Consider the following 15,922-nt stretch of genomic DNA (forward strand, 5'->3'; position numbering starts at 1 on the left):
GTTCATTTGGTTTTCTCATTACGCCGCCTCCTTCTTAATTCGGAAAGTACGGCTCTCCGTTGTTTTTGTATATTCCTCATAGATATCCGGATGCTGGTTTTTCAGCTTCTCCATCTGGTCTTTCCCAACCGAAGTACGTCTGGTCGGATTATAGGTAATACGGTAACGGTTCGTACCGTCCTCCAGCACTGCCTTGCAGCCCTGCCCCAGCTGTTCCACAAAAGGAACACTGATTGCCCGCTGTTCTGCTTCGATTTCCTTTTTCCGTTTTTCCAACTGTGACTTTTCCTCCGAAAGGGTAAGATACTTCTCAAGATTTTTTGATTCCAGACCGGAAAGCACAATTTCCGGAATAGATTTGTCTGCAAAACCACCATAATTACGGATATTTGCCAGAACCAGATCGGAATTCCCGTTATGCGGCGGTACTACATTTTTCAATACATGTTCCTGCCAGAAATACGTTTCCTGATCAATGATGTCTTCTTCCTCAATCAGATCACGCTCAATGGTGCGATACACAAACTCATTCTCGTTATTTCCATACAGGCATGCGATAAAGGCTTTCTGCATATTCATCACAGACAGATAATGCCTTACCTGCAGCACATAATGAGCTGGAATACCCTCATCAGCCCACTTATCTTTCGCATTATAATTGCAGGTTTTACATTCCAGAATCGCAAATGTCCCATCCGGCATACGAACAAAAAAATCCACATCTGCAAGCATGAACGGATATAATGGATGCCGGAACATGACACGTACCGGAAATACTTCCAGTCCGGTCTTTTTGGAAAAGATTTCTGCCACCAGATCTTCCAACCGGTGTCCGACTTCCTTGGCAACCCAGTTGCTTTCCTCTTCCTCCTGAATGACCGGCTGCACACCTGTTTTGTTGTAAAACAGATCCCGGATAGTGGCAAATGGAGAGATCCCCATGATTGCCGCTACATCACTGCCGCCGATTCCTTTTTTGCGGTATTCCAACCAGTCTTCTCTTGACAGGTTACTGATATCCACAACCTTTTCCGGTGTATACTCTGCTTTGTTATTCATTCCAATTCCTCCTAACATTTGACTGCTCCATAAACGTCATATTTTTTCCAGTCTTTTATAAGCGCCTTCGTAATATCCTCCTCCAGCTTCAGGATGCCCTGTCCGGACATTCCTTCACAGGCTGCAAAAAAGGAGGCTTCATTCATGGCATAATAAAGATCATGTGCCGTACAGGCACCTTCCCCGTTCTGGGATACAAATAGCTCCACCACCTCATTCCGGATCTTCTGTTTAATGCCAAGTTCCTTCATCAGCAGCTTCAGGCAGTTCACCGGATTACGGATCTCAATGTCCATAAGCTGAGTAAGATTCTTCATCGCATCCACATAGCGGGCGCATACCTGCTCCAGATTTTTCCGGAAGTCCAGAATCGTTGCCCCTTTATCGTGAGCCAGCTTGATTGGACTTCCCAGACTGATAACGCCGTTTGGTCCGTCTGTCAAAAGCATCGGATACAGATTTGCACCGCTCGCTGCCACGTCAGATGTGGTAAAACGAAGTGCCGGTGACAGGATCTTCTCATCCATTCCGTGTGCATCCAGTGCTTTTCGGTAAGTATCCAGAAGTTCCTGACTTCCTCCGAGCTTCCACATGGCAGATACAATGGAATGGTCATAGATACCAGAGCCCTCCATGTAAACACTGCCTTTGAAATTCAGATTCAGATATTCGCAGGTTGTCTCAAACATGGCTTTCATATCAAGGATGCAATAATCATGTTTATCCCCGCCATGTACTGCGGAAACCTTTCCGTCCGCAATCTTAATCAGGGCATCCCCTTTTGCAACCCGCAGGCAGTAATTGACTACCTTCGCATATGTTGCCTTATCCAGCTTGCGAAGCCCGTCTCCATTGACACCTGCGCGGCTTAAAATGGTGCGGATGGCACAGTCACGTACCGGATAGGATTCTCCTCTCATTTTCAGTACAAGCTGCGTATTCTTCTCTGTATCCTCCAAAATTTCTTCCATGGATGCATCTGCCGCATCCAGATTTTGAGCCTCCTTTTCCAGTGGTGCCAGCCGTAACGTATTCGTTGGCTTTCTGATCCATTTGGCATTTCTTCCTCTCTCTGCCAGAAACTCCAGCAGATCTTTTACTTCTGCAAAGGATCTCTCAAATCCATCTGCATACACTCTTGCTTCATTCATGTTCTTATTCCACCTTTCTTAAAATAATATTTATCCATCAACAGCCGAAGCTGGTTGTGGCATGCAACTATGCCGAAACCTAAATGTAAGCACAAAAAAAGAATGAAAAGAGAGTCTTTTCTCTGTTCATTCTTAAAAGTCTGGTTTCTTCCTGAAAAAACAAAAGTGCCACGCAGCCAAAAAAGGCATACCGTGACACTCACTACAAACATAAACTACTTATGCCAGGAATCGGCTCCTGCTGTTTCCTGTAAGTTTGGAGATTCTTATGAATCCCGAAACTCCCCAAAAAGGGTGTGCATAAAATAAACTATATCAGTATACTAGCACAAGATATTCCTCATGTCAATTCAGGCTTATACTATATATGGTGTTTATATTTGTTCAAAATACTACATCTATTTTTCTACTACGAATTCAATCTTCTCTTTCAGATACTCCCGGCAGCCAAACCGAACCGTTCCACACTGCTTTGACTCCTCTTTCGCCTTTTCATTACAGCAGTCCAAGTAGGGACAATCGTTACATTGATTCCGCAGTGCTTCCTTCGCCCATTCAATTTCCTGCTCATTTCCTATAATCCGCACAGACATCCACTTCCTTTGCTATCATCATACCCCAAAATCCATTTTCTATCATCCATAATTTCTTTTTTTGTATCATTTTAGTAAATTACGGTTATATTACGGAATAATCACTATATTTCAAATATATCTCTATTTTATTCCGTAATTTGCTGTAAGTAAATAGTTTAAAATGTGGAAGAGAGGTGTAAATGTATGGATAAAAACTTTATTGGAGAACGCATCAGCGAACTGCGTTTAAAGAAAAATGTATCTGAATATCAGATGAGTCTGGATCTTGGCAAAAATAAAAGCTACATCCAGTCCCTCACTTCCGGACGTTCTCTGCCTACCATGCAGAGCTTTCTGGATATCTGTGACTATCTGGAAGTCACTCCTCAACAGTTCTTCGATTCAGAGCTGCACAATCTTCCTCTGATTGACAAAGCAACTGATCTGATGAAACAACTCGATGACGAGGATATGCTTGCGCTCATTTCCATGCTGAATCGTCTGGCTCTAAAACGCAAATAGATTTCCGTGGCTGCCAAATCAAGGCAGCTTTTATTTTTATCATTTTTTCTTAAAATTTTTCAATCTTAAAGAAAAGCCCCCTATTCCTTAATTGAATGGGTAATATATCCATTCGCCGTACCTTGAAAACAAAAGAAATCTTTCGGGAGATTGATATAGGTGACTGCAGATAGTTTGCATCTTCGCACGCCTGCAGCTTAATAGTTACAAAGTAACACCGTTTTACGTGGCCGGAACGGGCATAGGAACTGGCTTCTGAAAGAATAACATAGACTTTTGGGATTTTAGCTTATAGCGCTTTTATTAGAGAACTTTTACTCAAAATTTGATATAATAATAGACAGGTATCAAGTTGATTCCCTGTCTGTGGAAAGGAGATTCATGATAACTGTAACAAAAAGGGATTTGATTGAATTAGGCTACGGTCCTTCCTTTGCTGCTGATATTATCAAAAAAGCAAAGGAACTTATGGTAGAAAAGGGGCATACCTATTATCAATCCAGAAAATTAGACAGGGTTCCAAAAGAAGCCGTTGAAGAATTATTAGGGATTACTTTGCCCGATAAGCAAGAATGATCGTGCTTTTTGCATTTTAGTAAGGAGTGAAATCATGGCAAAAGATCCAATTAAAAAAGCAGAAAACGGCACTTATTATTTTCGAGCCAACCTCGGATATCATCCTGTAACCGGAAAACAGATTCAAAAATACCGCAGCGGATTCTCAACAAAAAAAGAAGCCCGTGCCGAGTATTCCAAATTGATTCTTGCATCAACGGAAGAATTAGCTGATAAGAAGGAAGACATTACCTTCAAAAAGTTTATTGAAGAAATCTATCTTCCGTGGTACAAAACTCAGGTGAAAGAAAGTACCTACAAGAATCGTTACTCGACCATTCAAAAACACTTTGCCTATTTCTACAAGAAGAAAGTGTCCGAAATAGAAGCGATAAATGTACAGACCTGGCAGCTCAAGTTGGCAAAACAATTCAGTCCAAACTATGTACGCATTGTTCAGGGAATGTTATGTTTAGCTTTTGACCGGGCGATTATCCTCGGACTTGCAAAGAAGAATCCTGCCCGCATGATCGGCAATATCAAATCTAAAAAAGTAAAGATCGACTTCTGGACTTTGGAGGAGTTTCAGAAGGTAATATCCCTGCTGTACAAAGGTGACTACTACGAGCACTATCTCTTCATCTCGTTCTGGCTTTTATTTATGACTGGAATGCGTATTGGAGAGGCTGCCGCCTTACAGTGGGATGATATTGATTTTGAAACAGGTATGCTGATTATTAGTAAAACACTGTACTATAAAACAATGAATGACTACAAATTCGTTGAACCTAAGACGCAGGCAAGCAACCGTACCATTTATATTGATGCTGATACCATCAAGGAATTACAAGAATGGAAGGCGGTCCAGGCAAAGGTTTTACCAAATTGTGGATTCGTACTGAGTTATAACAGTACACCCACCAGCAAAACAACGCTTCCAAGAGCATTAGAGAAATTGGCAAATTTAGCTGGTGTCCACAGAATCAAAATTCATGCCCTGAGACATTCGCATGCTTCCCTGCTTATCAGCATGGGCGAAAATCCACTGCTGATTAAAGAGCGTCTTGGACATGAAAAAATACAGACGACACTAGGAACTTATGGTCATCTGTATCCAAACACCAATATTGAGATTGCAAAGAAGCTGACCGGGGTTCTCAGCTACCAGTCAGCTTCTCAAAGTATTGCTAATTATACCAGTAATCAGCATACTGCAATGTATCACAAAGAAATATAAAAATGCAATGATAATGCAATTTCAAACACCCAAAGCCGCAAAGCCCCGTGGTTACGGGCTTTGTAGCCCAGCGTCAACTATTCAAACTCTACAAAGACTAACGCTTTTTGTTTAGGAATTATTCTCTGTAATGTTTCTCGTTCTTTTGATTATTTGATATATCCATATTATCCTGCCTATACGAGCTAATGTTATCATTTTGTTATCGGCATTGATAACACCTACTCGATAACTGTGGATAATAACTATATGTAGCATGTCAAATTATAAGCTATTTTGCTTAGAGATTCAACACAAAACTGAAATTTTACTTTTCCTTATATTCATCTGGTATTGCTATTTGAAATGTTTCACACAACAGCATCACATCATGCACATCATTTTTATCGTGTTCATATCCCAAATGAAGCATTACCTGACTCAATGGTTCAATACAAGAAACAGTTATATCTCCAACTTTTCCAATACCGGAAAAAGTTTTTGATGGAAATATATCTCCCTCATAAACAATTCCGTCATCTGTAAATTCAAAACAATGTAAATCAATGATTCTTTGTTTATCATCTTTCCAGACAGTATGACCATCCGTTGTATAATCAGTATTTACTTCCTCAAATCCATGCTGCTTAATCACATAAATATAATCATGATAATGTTTCAGTTCAACAAACAAATCAATATCATTGTGTATTCTTGATTCTCTTTTAAGAAGTGCATCAACACCCCATCCGCCATCTAAATATACTTTAATTTCGTTTTGCAAAGCATATTTTATAATTTCACATGCATCTTCTGTACGTACCATAATCTATCCTCCAAATTCAAATCTTTGTATGCTTTCCAACTCACTAAAAGCCTGAAATTTGTCAGTCTTTCATCCTTTTTGTTATCAATCACCAATTAGCTGTAATCCATTAGGATTTAGCTGATATATTTTATCGCACACCTCTTCAATATACTTTCTATCGTGAGAAATGCTAATGACAGCCCCCGGAAATTCTCGGAGCATTTTTCTTATTACCGGACCGGACAATGGTGAAAAATTTCTTGTCGGTTCATCCAGAATAAGAACATTTGCACCACTTAAGCTCATCCTCAAGAGAAGCACTTTCGCCTTTTGTCCGCCTGATAACTCCCGAATCGGATGCTCCATTTCATCTGGTGTGTATTTAAGTGAACCAAGGTATGTTCTAATTCTTGTACGCTCTTCTTTATCTCCTGTTTTATCAAGGTAATCAACCGGTGTAACATCCAAATCCAGCAGGTCTTCATAAGTTTGAGGCATATATTCTGCTTTAATGTCATTCCGATTTAGGAGTTCTTCCGCTATCTTTTTTAGAAGAGTCGTTTTTCCTGCCCCGTTGGCTCCTATCATACAGATTTTTTCTGAACCTTTTATTTTTAAATGAATTCCTTCTGCTAAAATTCTTTTGCCATCCGGAGTCACAAGCTTTGAAAGTTCATATTCTATGACCGTTTTTCCTGCGGGAATGTGTGAGTTTTCATCCCCTAATTTGACAAAGATTGCTTCTTCCTGTTCCGGCATCTGAGTCATATTTTCATCTTCTTTTTCAAATCTTCGTTCCATTGCCTTAACCGTATGCATTTTGTCCTTTAAGTTTTTGGCAACAGACGGTGCTTGTCTGGTACAACTTCTTAATGCACCTTGTACACTCTGCATAACTCTTTGATATTTTTCATCGCGAATCTTTTTCTCCCTACGGTCACTCAGTGCCCGCTGTTTTTGGATTTCAAATTTATGAAGCCGTTCTTCCACATAGCGTCTATAGGGAAGCTTTGCCACGGTATATCTCGCCTTTGTTTTTCGTATAATCTGCTCGATATGTATCACCATGTTGGCAGTACGCTCTATCAGCGTTTCATCGTGTGAAATAAAAAGCACAATGTGCTTCCAGTCATTTATGATTTTTTCCAGTAATGTAAGCGTCGCAATGTCGATGTCATTGGAAGGTTCGTCCAACAACAGCACAGAAACATCGCGAATGAAAAGCCTCATAAGTTGTGTCTTGACTTTTTCGCCTCCTGAAAGACTACCCATTGTCTGGTTACTGTAGAAAAAATCATTTTTCATTCCAAATTTTCCCGCAATAACAGACAATTCTTTAGGCGTTTTCTCCCAGAATATTTCCTCTTCAGAAAAATATTCGTATATTGTTTTTTCCTTATCTTCATCGAGCATCTCCTGCGGAAGATAACCAAGACGTTCGTGTCCCATTATCCTTTCCCCATCTGCTTCTATATAGTTTTCTACAAGCGACGGATTGTATATCCACTTCATTAATGTCGATTTCCCATTTCCCTCTTCTCCAATAATAACTGCCTTATCTCCATCATTTAGCACAAGGTTGAAATCATTAAGAATTATTCTCAGGTCTTTTTTATGTGTTAAATTTAATTTTTTTATCTGCAACATTAAAGTTTCTCCTTTTCGAAGTCTGAGCCAATTATTATTTTGAACACACAAAAACGAGTCTTTTTTGCATACGCAAAAATAGACTCGCTAAATAGCCCCTTATTTCTTTTCCAAAAGGAAAACAAAGGAAATGCCTCTTGCGATAATCCAACTTAAGCGTACACAAAACAAACCTATTCTCTACAGGCTCAATAACTATATGTGTCTTACTTAAATCAAATTATCTATTAATCATTTCCTCACCTTACACAAAATGTGCCTTTCTTTCTTCTAATGGCAATACTATCATACTGTATTTTTTGTGTCAATACATTTCACCTTATGGAAGTGCAAATTAAAATTTTCACTTCCTAATTATACATCCAACCATTACGAAATTCAATCTTTCACAACCTCTTTACAACCACAACCACAGCACTCCAGCAAACGCAGGAGCACCATACCGTAAAACGCTTATGTGTAAATCAACTCCGTTCCTACAACTTCCCTCACACAAGCCTGAATATTATTCATTCTTCCAATCCATTCGTAGGGATTATCTTTCTTTAATTGTTCCGTCACATCTTGTCTGTCGGCATATTCCTTTACCAGTCGAAGAAACATATCCTCTGCTTGCTTATCGACTTCTGCAAGATAACTATGCAGCTTTCCGCTTGTCAGCAGGTTCATATATAACACTTTATAGTGTTCCTTTAAATGCCTTGCATGTCGTTTCCCCCATAAACCAATCGGCTCTATTTCTTCTTCGGCTGGTACTGTGATGTTCGGCAATAAATAATCACCCACCTGTCTATAAGTTCCGCCCATTTCTTCAAAAATTGTCTTTGTCATTTTCCTTTTCCTCCTGTGATTTTTGTCTATCGTGATCGTGTATTATCACGCTTGCGACCTTTAACTGTTCTTGCCTGCTCCAACAAATCATCTATCTGTTTGCGACCAAAAACCTTACGGAGCAGGCTGTAATCTTTATTTTCTGCTTTTAGGATTTTGTTTTCTTCGGTCAATCTTTCATTGACTTTCTCCAAACGCTGATTGGTGCGGTATAACTGTGCATTCGCTGTATTCAGCCTATGATAGTTGTCCCACCCCTCAAAGCAGCGGGCAAGCACCGTTTTGACAAGTTGCTTCAATTTCCTTACAACCGGCTCTGCCATTTTGGTTTTATATGCCTTTGCAGTCATAAATTTCTCTGGTTCTGGCAACTGATATTTCGGTGCAGTATCAAGCTCTATTTCAAGATTTGACAGCTCGTCTTTTGCCTTATCATAGTTCAATACTCGTTCCGACAACACATCAAATTCAATCTGTTTCTGCTCGATTTTCGCACCTAATGCCGCCACTTCTTTTTCTCTTTCCTGCTTTTTATAATCCAAAACAGAAAGATGTTTTTCGTGTGTGCCTAAATGTTCCCACTCAATCCCATAACGTTCCATCACCGCCGCAAGCTGTTCTTTTTCGGACTGTATCCATTGCGACCACTCCGTATCGCCACGACTGCCGCCCTTAAAACCTTGCGTTGCAAGAGCCTGCTTTAGTGACACTCTTGTATCAAGTCCACGCTTGCTGCCTGTGGTAAAAGGTACAAAATCTATGTGCAGATGTGGTGTAGCTTCATCCATATGCAGATGAGCCGAGAACACCCGAAGCTGTGGATTTCGCTCCTGAAAACCCTGATAGTATTCATCTAAAATCTGCTTTGCCAGTTCTCCGTTTTCCGTATCGGCGTTCATATTTCCCTTACCGCCCACCTGTAAAATGATTTCGTGGAACGGTTTTTCCTGCTTGGAACTTCGGATTTTTTCATAATAATCTTTTATCTTTCGGTCTGACCTTATCTGCTTGGCATTGTATCTTTCCAATGCTTCATCAAACAATTCGTGATAAACTGTCTTTATATTTTCATTGCAGTAGTCGATATTGAGATGAGTACGAGTTCCGTCTACATTTTCTGCTCGGAACTTTCGGCTATTGTGATTGACCGAGCCTTTACCGACCATTGCACTTATCGTTCTCTGCATTTTTTCATCTCCCATCTGTAAATTTCAACATTCTCAGGTTTTGTTACTTTTGTCAAAAGTAACGCAAAAGCACTTTTGACGGGTACACCCATCAAAAATGCGACCTGTAAACAGGTTTTGCGTTCTCCGAAGGCTCTCCGAGGGGTGAGCGTGTGCCGGTGGCACACACGCCTGCGAACCGACCGAGCCAGCAGGCGAGACCAAAGAGCCGCCTTTGAAAAGGCACTCTCTGCACACTCCCCTAAACTTTATCCGGTGTCAAAGTGTGACGATGGTGACAATGTTTTTCACAGCGTGCTGCTCTCAAAAACATTGACACCTTTGACACCGTTTGTCACGCCGTCTGCTCGGTTTCTTTCCAAAGTGAAACCTTTCTTCCGTCGTGTGTGCGGCTGTTCTGATAACGGATACCGTAATCACGAAACAGCCTGCTTGCGTTGATACTGAGCCTTAAAGAAAGTACATTCGGCTTTATATCCACCGCAAGCCTTTCGCAAAGTTCCGAAGCAGTTCCTTCCCATCTGTCACTTTCCGAAAAGAGCGTATCCGCTATCTTCTCAAGCAGAGGTTCGGGCGGTTCTTTCCACATCTCCGTTTCCGATTTTGCAAAGTTCCACACCAATCGCTCGCTGTCCCTTACAAGATGGATTTTCATATCCTGCTGGTCTCTGCCAGCAACATCAAGTGTGGCATTGTTGGAAGTACGCTTGTCCTTACTGAGAACAAATGCACCGTCTGCCGCACCCATCAGACCATTCGTGCCTGAAATCATATCGAATATATCTTCCGATTTTTGTTTGCGTGTATGATGAACAATAAGCATTGAAACCTTGTAACTGTCTGCCAACGCTTTCAGCCTTGCCACAACATCATAATCACTTGCGTAGCTGTAATCTGCTCCGCCTGCTTCACGCACACGCTTTAAGGTGTCTATGATAATCAAGCCTGTGTCTGGGTGTTCCCTCATAAACCCTCTTATCTGTTCTTCCAGTCCGCCATTGACCGTTTTACATTCCGTTGCGAAATACAGATTGCCTGTCTCCTTTGCACCGAACATCTGAAACAATCGCTTCTGCAAACGTGGGTAATCATCTTCAAGGGCAAAATAAAGCACCGTTGCCTTACGCACCTTATACTCCCAAAGCGGTGTGCCTGTGCTGATATGATAGGCAAGCTGTGCCATCATAAAGCTCTTTCCCACTTTCGGGGAACCTACGAAAAGGTAAGTTCCCCTTTGGAGCAGACCGTCGATAAGTGGTGTCTGAACCTCAAACACCGTATCATACAGCGTTGTCATTGATACTGTTTTCAGATAGGAAGGGTCTAACTGTCTGAGTATTTCCCTTTGCATTTCTTCAAAAGATTGCTCGTACCCCTTGAAATCCGTATCCTGATTGACTATACTATTGTCAGTACATTTGGAAAGTGACTGTTCCGCATCTGTTGCCGCAGATACATTTGGAATAGTCATTTCTTTTTTATTCTCCATTCGCATCCTCTCCTTTCAAACCGCCGAGAATAATGGAAATCAGTTCTATTACACTCAGCAGTTCATCATCCACACCTTTTCCTGCTTCAATCCTTTTCAGTTCCGCAAGGACTGTGGCAAATTCCGTTTTCAACGCCTTATACACTCTCGGATTGCCCTGTACCACCACATCCTGATTTAAGCAACGGCGGTAACAATACTCCTGTTTTGGCAATCCTGATAGAGCTACAGCTCTGTTAATGAGTTCGTTTTCTTCGGGCGATACTCGAAACCCTACTGTGATATTCCTCCAACGATTTTTGTTATCTCTGTTCTTAGCTGACATTTTCAAAATCTCCTTTCCCTAAATCATCTAATTTTTCTGCCATCTCAATCTGCTTTGACGGAAAGAGGTGTGCGTACTGATAAGTAATATCAATACTTTCGTGACCAACTCGGTCAGCAATCGCCACCGCAGAAAAGCCCATATCAATCAAGAGTGAAATGTGGCTGTGACGGAGATCGTGAATGCGGATACGCTTCACGCCTGCCGCCTTTGCCCCTCTGTCCATCTCGTGATGAAGATAGCTTTTCGTCACCGTAAAGATACGGTCTTTCTTCTTCAATCCGTAAAGCATACCGAGATATTCTTTCATTTCCTCACACAGAAACTTCGGCATTTTAATCGTGCGGTTGCTCTTTTTCGTTTTCGGAGAAGTAATCACATCCTGCCCTTTCAAACGCTGATAGGATTTATTGATTGTGACTGTTTCCTTATCAAAGTTGAAATCTGCCGGAGTCAAAGCTAACAGCTCGCCCTCTCGGATACCGCACCAGTAAAGCATTTCAAACGCATAAAAGGAAACAGGCTTGTCCATCATCTCAAAAGAGAATTTCTTGTATTCTTCCTTTGTCCAGAACAGCATTTCCTTGTGTTCCTCACGTCCCATATTTCCCACCTTTGCCGCAGGATTGGAACGCAGTTCATAGTAGCGGACAGCGTGATTGAAAATGGCGGACAACTGATTGTGCAGCGTTTTCAGATACGTCTGTGAATAAGGCTTTTTCTTCTCATCACGATAGGCAAGCATTTCATTCTGCCAAGTAATAATCTCCTTTGTGGAAATCTCGCTGATTTTCAGTTTCCCGAAATACGGAAGTATCTTTGTGCGTATGATATGCTCTTTGGTAAGCCACGTGTTTTCCTTCAAACGGTTCTTCACATCATTGATATAAAGCTCCGTAAAGGCTTCAAAACTCATATCAAGGTCTGAAGAAGTCTGCAATTTGAACATTCTTTCCCATTCCTGTGCTTCTCGTTTGGTAGCAAAGCCACGCTTGCATTTCTGCTTGCGTTCCCCTTTCCAGTTCACATACCTTGCCATCACATACCAAGTACCGTTATCTTCATTCTTAAATACCGGCATTTACATTTCCCCCTTTCCTGCTCCGTAGAGCCTTTCGTAAAAATACTGGCGATTTACACGCCCTGCAATCGTAATAAAGCCCTTTGCTTTCAATTCCTCATTTAATTGTCTGATGAGTTTATATGCATAAGGTTTTGATACGTTTAGTTCCTGAGCCACATCTTCGGCTCGGATAAATCTGTTTTCCATATCCTTTTTCTTCCTTTCTTAAAATAATTTTTTGCTTGCCGCTTTCTCCGTGTTAAAGTTCCAACAGGCACTCCTGCTTGTCGGCAGGCGCTGTGCTGTCCCAATGCACCGCAGTACATCAGGCGCTCGCTCGTATAGGGGTTCCCGAAAAGTCGGAGACTTTTGGGGAAGAGGAGGAGCAGTGCAGCGAATGAGCTTTTGTGCTTGCACACAAGCGAACGATACGGAACTTGCTCCGACGAGGTCTTGGCGGTTTGGCTTTTCGGACGGTCATTCAGTTGTCGCATTAAGCATATTTGTTTAATTCGTAATTTATTTTACTAAACATATTTGCTATTGTCAAGTGGTTGCAAAGAAAATATTAAACATTTTTGTTTCGGTTTTTCTTGACTTCCACTAAACATTTCTGCTATACTTATTTCACTAAATATAAAAGGAGCGTATCATTATGGCTATCAGCGAAAGAATACATTTTTTCAGACTAATGCGTGGTATGACACAAAAGTATCTCGGTACAGCAATCGGTTTTCCAGAAAAGAGTGCTGATGTGCGTTTGGCACAGTACGAAACTGGTACACGCAAACCGAAAGCAGACCTTACAAATGCATTGGCACAGGTGCTTGATGTTTCTCCACAGGCTCTTGATGTTCCTGACATAGACAGCTATATCGGTCTTATGCACACTCTGTTTACCCTTGAAGATATTTACGGTCTTACTGTCAGTGAAGCAGACGGAGAGGTATGCTTAAAGGTCAACAAGGACAAAGGCAGAGAAGCATATGAACTCCTCAAAATGCTGTATGCTTGGAAAGAACAGGCAGACAAGCTATCTTCCGAAGAAATCAACAGAGAAGAATACGATAACTGGCGTTACCATTATCCAGAGTTCGACACCACACAGCGTTGGGCAAAAGTTCCATCACAGGAATTAAGTGACGCTCTCGTGGAAGCATTCAAAGACCACTTGAAAGATAAATAAGCACCTACAGGACCTGCCACTGGCAGCTCCCTACAGATGCTTTGGCAACGACAAAAAAGCCCTTAACTATGGTTATTAACCACAGCTAAGGGCTTAGTTTATAATATGGAATTTGTTCAGAGCCAAGCTCCGAACTTTAGTCTGCAAGCCACCTGTTAATTGTTCCGTTACCCATAAACCACTGGATAACAAGAATAATGGCACTTGCTATGACTGTTATCAATTTGTTATCAAAAGACTAATCGAAATCGCTGAAACCCGCATAAACACTGGCTTTTTTAAGCAACTCGATTTATTCAAACTCAATCGTTCCAGGTGGCTTACTCGTCAGATCATAAAATACTCTATTAACCCCACGAACCTCATTTATAATTCTACTCATTACTTTATTCAAAACTTCATACGGAATCTCCGCTGCCTCAGCAGTCATGAAATCCACTGTATTAACCGCTCTAAGCGCAACAGCATAATCATAAGTTCTCTCATCACCCATAACTCCAACACTTCGCATGTTTGTCAACGCTGCAAAATACTGTCCGATACTGCGATCCAATCCGGCATTTGCAATTTCTTCTCGATAAATCGCATCTGCATCCTGAACAATTCGTACTTTATCTGCTGTCACTTCTCCGATGATACGGATTCCAAGTCCCGGTCCTGGGAACGGCTGACGGAATACCAGTTTTTCCGGAATTCCAAGCTCTAATCCAGCTTTTCGAACTTCATCCTTGAACAGATCGCGCAATGGTTCAATAATTTCTTTAAAATCAACATAATCAGGAAGTCCTCCTACATTATGGTGAGATTTGATCACTGCAGATTCTCCGCCAAGACCACTTTCTACCACATCCGGGTAAATAGTTCCCTGAGCGAGGAAATCAACTGCTCCAATTTTCTTTGCTTCTTCTTCAAAGATTCGGATAAATTCCTCTCCAATAATCTTACGTTTTTCTTCTGGTTCTGTAACCCCGGCAAGTTTATTATAATATCTCTCCTGTGCATTCACACGGATAAAGTTCAGATCAAACTGGCCATTTGGTCCAAACACACCTTCCACTTCGTCTCCTTCATCTTTACGGAGCAGACCATGATCTACGAATACACATGTCAGCTGTTTTCCGATAGCTCTTGACAAAAGTCCTGCTGCCACAGAAGAATCAACTCCTCCCGACAAGGCAAGTAATACTTTTCCGCCGCCAACTTTCTCTCTGATTGATTGGATTGTTTCTTCTACAAATGCATCCATCTTCCAATCACCTGCACACTCACATACATTTTTCACAAAGTTGTTGATCATCTTTGTGCCTTCTTCTGTATGAAGCACTTCTGGATGGAACTGAATCGCATATAATTTTTTCTCTGCATTCTCAGCTGCTGCAACCGGACAGTCTGCTGTGTGGGCACTAATCTCAAATCCCGGAGCGACCTGTGCAATATAGTCAAAATGACTCATCCAACAAATTGTTGGTGTGCTGACTCCTGCAAACACTTTTGACTCAGGCTTATCAATGATAACTTCTGTTTTACCATACTCACGAACATCTGCAAGCTTTACTTCTCCGCCTAATACATGTGACATCAACTGTGCCCCATAGCACAGACCAAGAACCGGAATTCCTAATTCAAACAATTCTTTTGTATAAGTTGGTGAATCTGCTTCGTAACAGCTGTTTGGGCCACCTGTGAGGATGATTCCTTTTGGATTCATCGCTTTGATCTTTTCTATATCTGTTTTATAGGAATAAATTTCACAATATACATTACATTCTCTGACACGTCTGGCTACCAGCTGGTTATACTGTCCGCCGAAATCGAGAACTATCACTAATTCGTTCTTCAAAATGTTCCTCCTTTCGGATGATATCTCTACCATTCCCTCCAATTAATTCTGCATATTTCAGACTAACTTCAATTATAAAATACTGTAGTTTCATTTACAAGAAAAAATTTTGACTTTTGTCCCATTTTTCTTTTATTTTAAAAAGGACACCGAAAGAAAATAATTTCATTTTCTCACAGTGTCTACTTTATTCATATACTTTAATCTTTTCTTATGCAACTGCATACTGAGCAATTTCTTTTTTTAATTCTTCGCAATCTTCATCATATATTTTCAGATTGATGATATTGTTCAGCCCAAGATTCATAATTCCGAGAATGGATTTACCATCAACTACATAAATCCCTCTGTTCATATCCATTGCACAATCATATTTTTCTACTTTGTTTACAAAATCTAATATTTCTTCTGGTTTTTTAAATGTTATCTTCATTTCGTTCATAATTTTTTACCTTCTTTTCTATATAT

17 protein-coding genes are annotated in these 15,922 nt (G+C 40.9%); 4 read left to right on the forward strand and 13 right to left on the reverse strand.

Going from position 1 to position 15,922, the window contains the following annotated elements; all coding sequences use genetic code 11:
* Window positions 1-18: 18 nt before the first annotated feature.
* The 3 genes from H8S40_RS13715 to H8S40_RS13725 form a co-directional block, all read right to left on the reverse strand.
* The gene (locus H8S40_RS13715; RefSeq protein WP_259320787.1) at window positions 19-1,059 is read right to left on the reverse strand and encodes a YqaJ viral recombinase family nuclease; all 1,041 of its coding nucleotides are present in this window, start codon (window positions 1,057-1,059) and stop codon (window positions 19-21) included.
* Window positions 1,060-1,070: 11 nt separating this feature from the next.
* Window positions 1,071-2,210 (reverse strand): hypothetical protein, encoded by a 1,140-nt coding sequence (locus tag H8S40_RS13720; RefSeq protein WP_005333353.1) that lies wholly within the window; start codon window positions 2,208-2,210, stop codon window positions 1,071-1,073.
* A gap of 398 nt (window positions 2,211-2,608) precedes the next feature.
* Window positions 2,609-2,797, reverse strand: a complete 189-nt coding sequence (locus H8S40_RS13725; RefSeq protein WP_425458801.1) for a 2-ketoisovalerate ferredoxin oxidoreductase — start codon at window positions 2,795-2,797, stop codon at window positions 2,609-2,611.
* Between the two features lie 192 nt (window positions 2,798-2,989).
* On the opposite strand from H8S40_RS13725, the gene H8S40_RS13730 reads away from it, so the two are divergent.
* The 3 genes from H8S40_RS13730 to H8S40_RS13740 all read left to right on the forward strand — a co-directional run bounded on the left by H8S40_RS13730 (window position 2,990) and on the right by H8S40_RS13740 (window position 5,099).
* Window positions 2,990-3,307, forward strand: a complete 318-nt coding sequence (locus tag H8S40_RS13730; protein WP_005333350.1) for a helix-turn-helix domain-containing protein — start codon at window positions 2,990-2,992, stop codon at window positions 3,305-3,307.
* Between the two features lie 381 nt (window positions 3,308-3,688).
* On the forward strand, window positions 3,689-3,883 hold the full coding sequence (locus H8S40_RS13735; RefSeq protein WP_005333349.1) for a DUF3173 domain-containing protein: 195 nt from the start codon (window positions 3,689-3,691) through the stop codon (window positions 3,881-3,883).
* Between the two features lie 34 nt (window positions 3,884-3,917).
* On the forward strand, window positions 3,918-5,099 hold the full coding sequence (locus H8S40_RS13740; protein WP_005333347.1) for a site-specific integrase: 1,182 nt from the start codon (window positions 3,918-3,920) through the stop codon (window positions 5,097-5,099).
* Between the two features lie 307 nt (window positions 5,100-5,406).
* Here H8S40_RS13740 and H8S40_RS13745 read toward each other — a convergent pair whose 3' ends face one another.
* From H8S40_RS13745 to H8S40_RS13780, 8 genes are all read right to left on the reverse strand, one after another.
* Window positions 5,407-5,904: a nucleotidyltransferase domain-containing protein gene (locus tag H8S40_RS13745; protein ID WP_009247521.1), complete on the reverse strand. Its 498-nt coding sequence runs from the start codon at window positions 5,902-5,904 to the stop codon at window positions 5,407-5,409.
* 84 nt (window positions 5,905-5,988) lie between these two features.
* Window positions 5,989-7,533, reverse strand: a complete 1,545-nt coding sequence (locus tag H8S40_RS13750; protein WP_009247522.1) for an ATP-binding cassette domain-containing protein — start codon at window positions 7,531-7,533, stop codon at window positions 5,989-5,991.
* Window positions 7,534-7,986: 453 nt separating this feature from the next.
* Window positions 7,987-8,364: a TnpV protein gene (locus tag H8S40_RS13755; RefSeq protein WP_009247523.1), complete on the reverse strand. Its 378-nt coding sequence runs from the start codon at window positions 8,362-8,364 to the stop codon at window positions 7,987-7,989.
* Window positions 8,365-8,390: 26 nt separating this feature from the next.
* Window positions 8,391-9,551 (reverse strand): plasmid recombination protein, encoded by a 1,161-nt coding sequence (locus H8S40_RS13760; RefSeq protein WP_009247524.1) that lies wholly within the window; start codon window positions 9,549-9,551, stop codon window positions 8,391-8,393.
* Between the two features lie 334 nt (window positions 9,552-9,885).
* On the reverse strand, window positions 9,886-11,040 hold the full coding sequence (locus tag H8S40_RS13765) for an AAA family ATPase (protein ID WP_009247525.1): 1,155 nt from the start codon (window positions 11,038-11,040) through the stop codon (window positions 9,886-9,888).
* Complete coding sequence (locus H8S40_RS13770; protein ID WP_009247526.1) at window positions 11,030-11,365, reverse strand: plasmid mobilization protein; 336 nt, start codon at window positions 11,363-11,365, stop codon at window positions 11,030-11,032. The genes H8S40_RS13765 and H8S40_RS13770 overlap by 11 nt, the downstream gene beginning before the upstream one ends.
* Entirely contained in the window at window positions 11,355-12,446 is a 1,092-nt protein-coding gene (locus H8S40_RS13775) for a site-specific integrase (RefSeq protein ID WP_009247527.1), read from the reverse strand. The genes H8S40_RS13770 and H8S40_RS13775 overlap by 11 nt, the downstream gene beginning before the upstream one ends.
* Window positions 12,447-12,635: a helix-turn-helix domain-containing protein gene (locus H8S40_RS13780; RefSeq protein ID WP_009247528.1), complete on the reverse strand. Its 189-nt coding sequence runs from the start codon at window positions 12,633-12,635 to the stop codon at window positions 12,447-12,449. It abuts the gene before it with no gap.
* A 448-nt stretch (window positions 12,636-13,083) separates the two neighbouring features.
* Between H8S40_RS13780 and H8S40_RS13785 the strand changes: the two genes are divergently transcribed.
* The gene (locus tag H8S40_RS13785; RefSeq protein ID WP_009247529.1) at window positions 13,084-13,614 is read left to right on the forward strand and encodes a helix-turn-helix domain-containing protein; all 531 of its coding nucleotides are present in this window, start codon (window positions 13,084-13,086) and stop codon (window positions 13,612-13,614) included.
* Between the two features lie 292 nt (window positions 13,615-13,906).
* Here the strand turns inward: H8S40_RS13785 and guaA are convergent, their stop codons facing one another.
* Both guaA and H8S40_RS13795 read right to left on the reverse strand, forming a co-directional pair.
* On the reverse strand, window positions 13,907-15,454 hold the full coding sequence (guaA, locus tag H8S40_RS13790; protein WP_022075511.1) for a glutamine-hydrolyzing GMP synthase: 1,548 nt from the start codon (window positions 15,452-15,454) through the stop codon (window positions 13,907-13,909).
* A gap of 211 nt (window positions 15,455-15,665) precedes the next feature.
* Complete coding sequence (locus H8S40_RS13795) at window positions 15,666-15,896, reverse strand: HPr family phosphocarrier protein (RefSeq protein ID WP_022075512.1); 231 nt, start codon at window positions 15,894-15,896, stop codon at window positions 15,666-15,668.
* Window positions 15,897-15,922: the final 26 nt, after the last annotated feature.

Origin of the sequence: Ruminococcus hominis (assembly GCF_014287355.1) — a bacterium.
GTDB lineage: Bacteria > Bacillota > Clostridia > Lachnospirales > Lachnospiraceae > Schaedlerella > Schaedlerella hominis.

Bases quoted from the DNA above. Each gene is read 5' to 3' on its own strand.
- H8S40_RS13765 (WP_009247525.1), bottom strand. From the start codon at position 11,040: ATGGAGAATAAAAAAGAAATGACTATTCCAAATGTATCTGCGGCAACA.
- H8S40_RS13795 (WP_022075512.1), bottom strand. From the start codon at position 15,896: ATGAACGAAATGAAGATAACATTTAAAAAACCAGAAGAAATATTAGAT.
- H8S40_RS13740 (WP_005333347.1), top strand. From the start codon at position 3,918: ATGGCAAAAGATCCAATTAAAAAAGCAGAAAACGGCACTTATTATTTT.
- H8S40_RS13785 (WP_009247529.1), top strand. From the start codon at position 13,084: ATGGCTATCAGCGAAAGAATACATTTTTTCAGACTAATGCGTGGTATG.
- H8S40_RS13735 (WP_005333349.1), top strand. From the start codon at position 3,689: ATGATAACTGTAACAAAAAGGGATTTGATTGAATTAGGCTACGGTCCT.
- H8S40_RS13720 (WP_005333353.1), bottom strand. From the start codon at position 2,210: ATGAATGAAGCAAGAGTGTATGCAGATGGATTTGAGAGATCCTTTGCA.
- H8S40_RS13750 (WP_009247522.1), bottom strand. From the start codon at position 7,533: ATGTTGCAGATAAAAAAATTAAATTTAACACATAAAAAAGACCTGAGA.
- H8S40_RS13745 (WP_009247521.1), bottom strand. From the start codon at position 5,904: ATGGTACGTACAGAAGATGCATGTGAAATTATAAAATATGCTTTGCAA.
- H8S40_RS13780 (WP_009247528.1), bottom strand. From the start codon at position 12,635: ATGGAAAACAGATTTATCCGAGCCGAAGATGTGGCTCAGGAACTAAAC.
- H8S40_RS13755 (WP_009247523.1), bottom strand. From the start codon at position 8,364: ATGACAAAGACAATTTTTGAAGAAATGGGCGGAACTTATAGACAGGTG.
- H8S40_RS13730 (WP_005333350.1), top strand. From the start codon at position 2,990: ATGGATAAAAACTTTATTGGAGAACGCATCAGCGAACTGCGTTTAAAG.
- H8S40_RS13760 (WP_009247524.1), bottom strand. From the start codon at position 9,551: ATGCAGAGAACGATAAGTGCAATGGTCGGTAAAGGCTCGGTCAATCAC.
- H8S40_RS13770 (WP_009247526.1), bottom strand. From the start codon at position 11,365: ATGTCAGCTAAGAACAGAGATAACAAAAATCGTTGGAGGAATATCACA.
- H8S40_RS13775 (WP_009247527.1), bottom strand. From the start codon at position 12,446: ATGCCGGTATTTAAGAATGAAGATAACGGTACTTGGTATGTGATGGCA.
- H8S40_RS13715 (WP_259320787.1), bottom strand. From the start codon at position 1,059: ATGAATAACAAAGCAGAGTATACACCGGAAAAGGTTGTGGATATCAGT.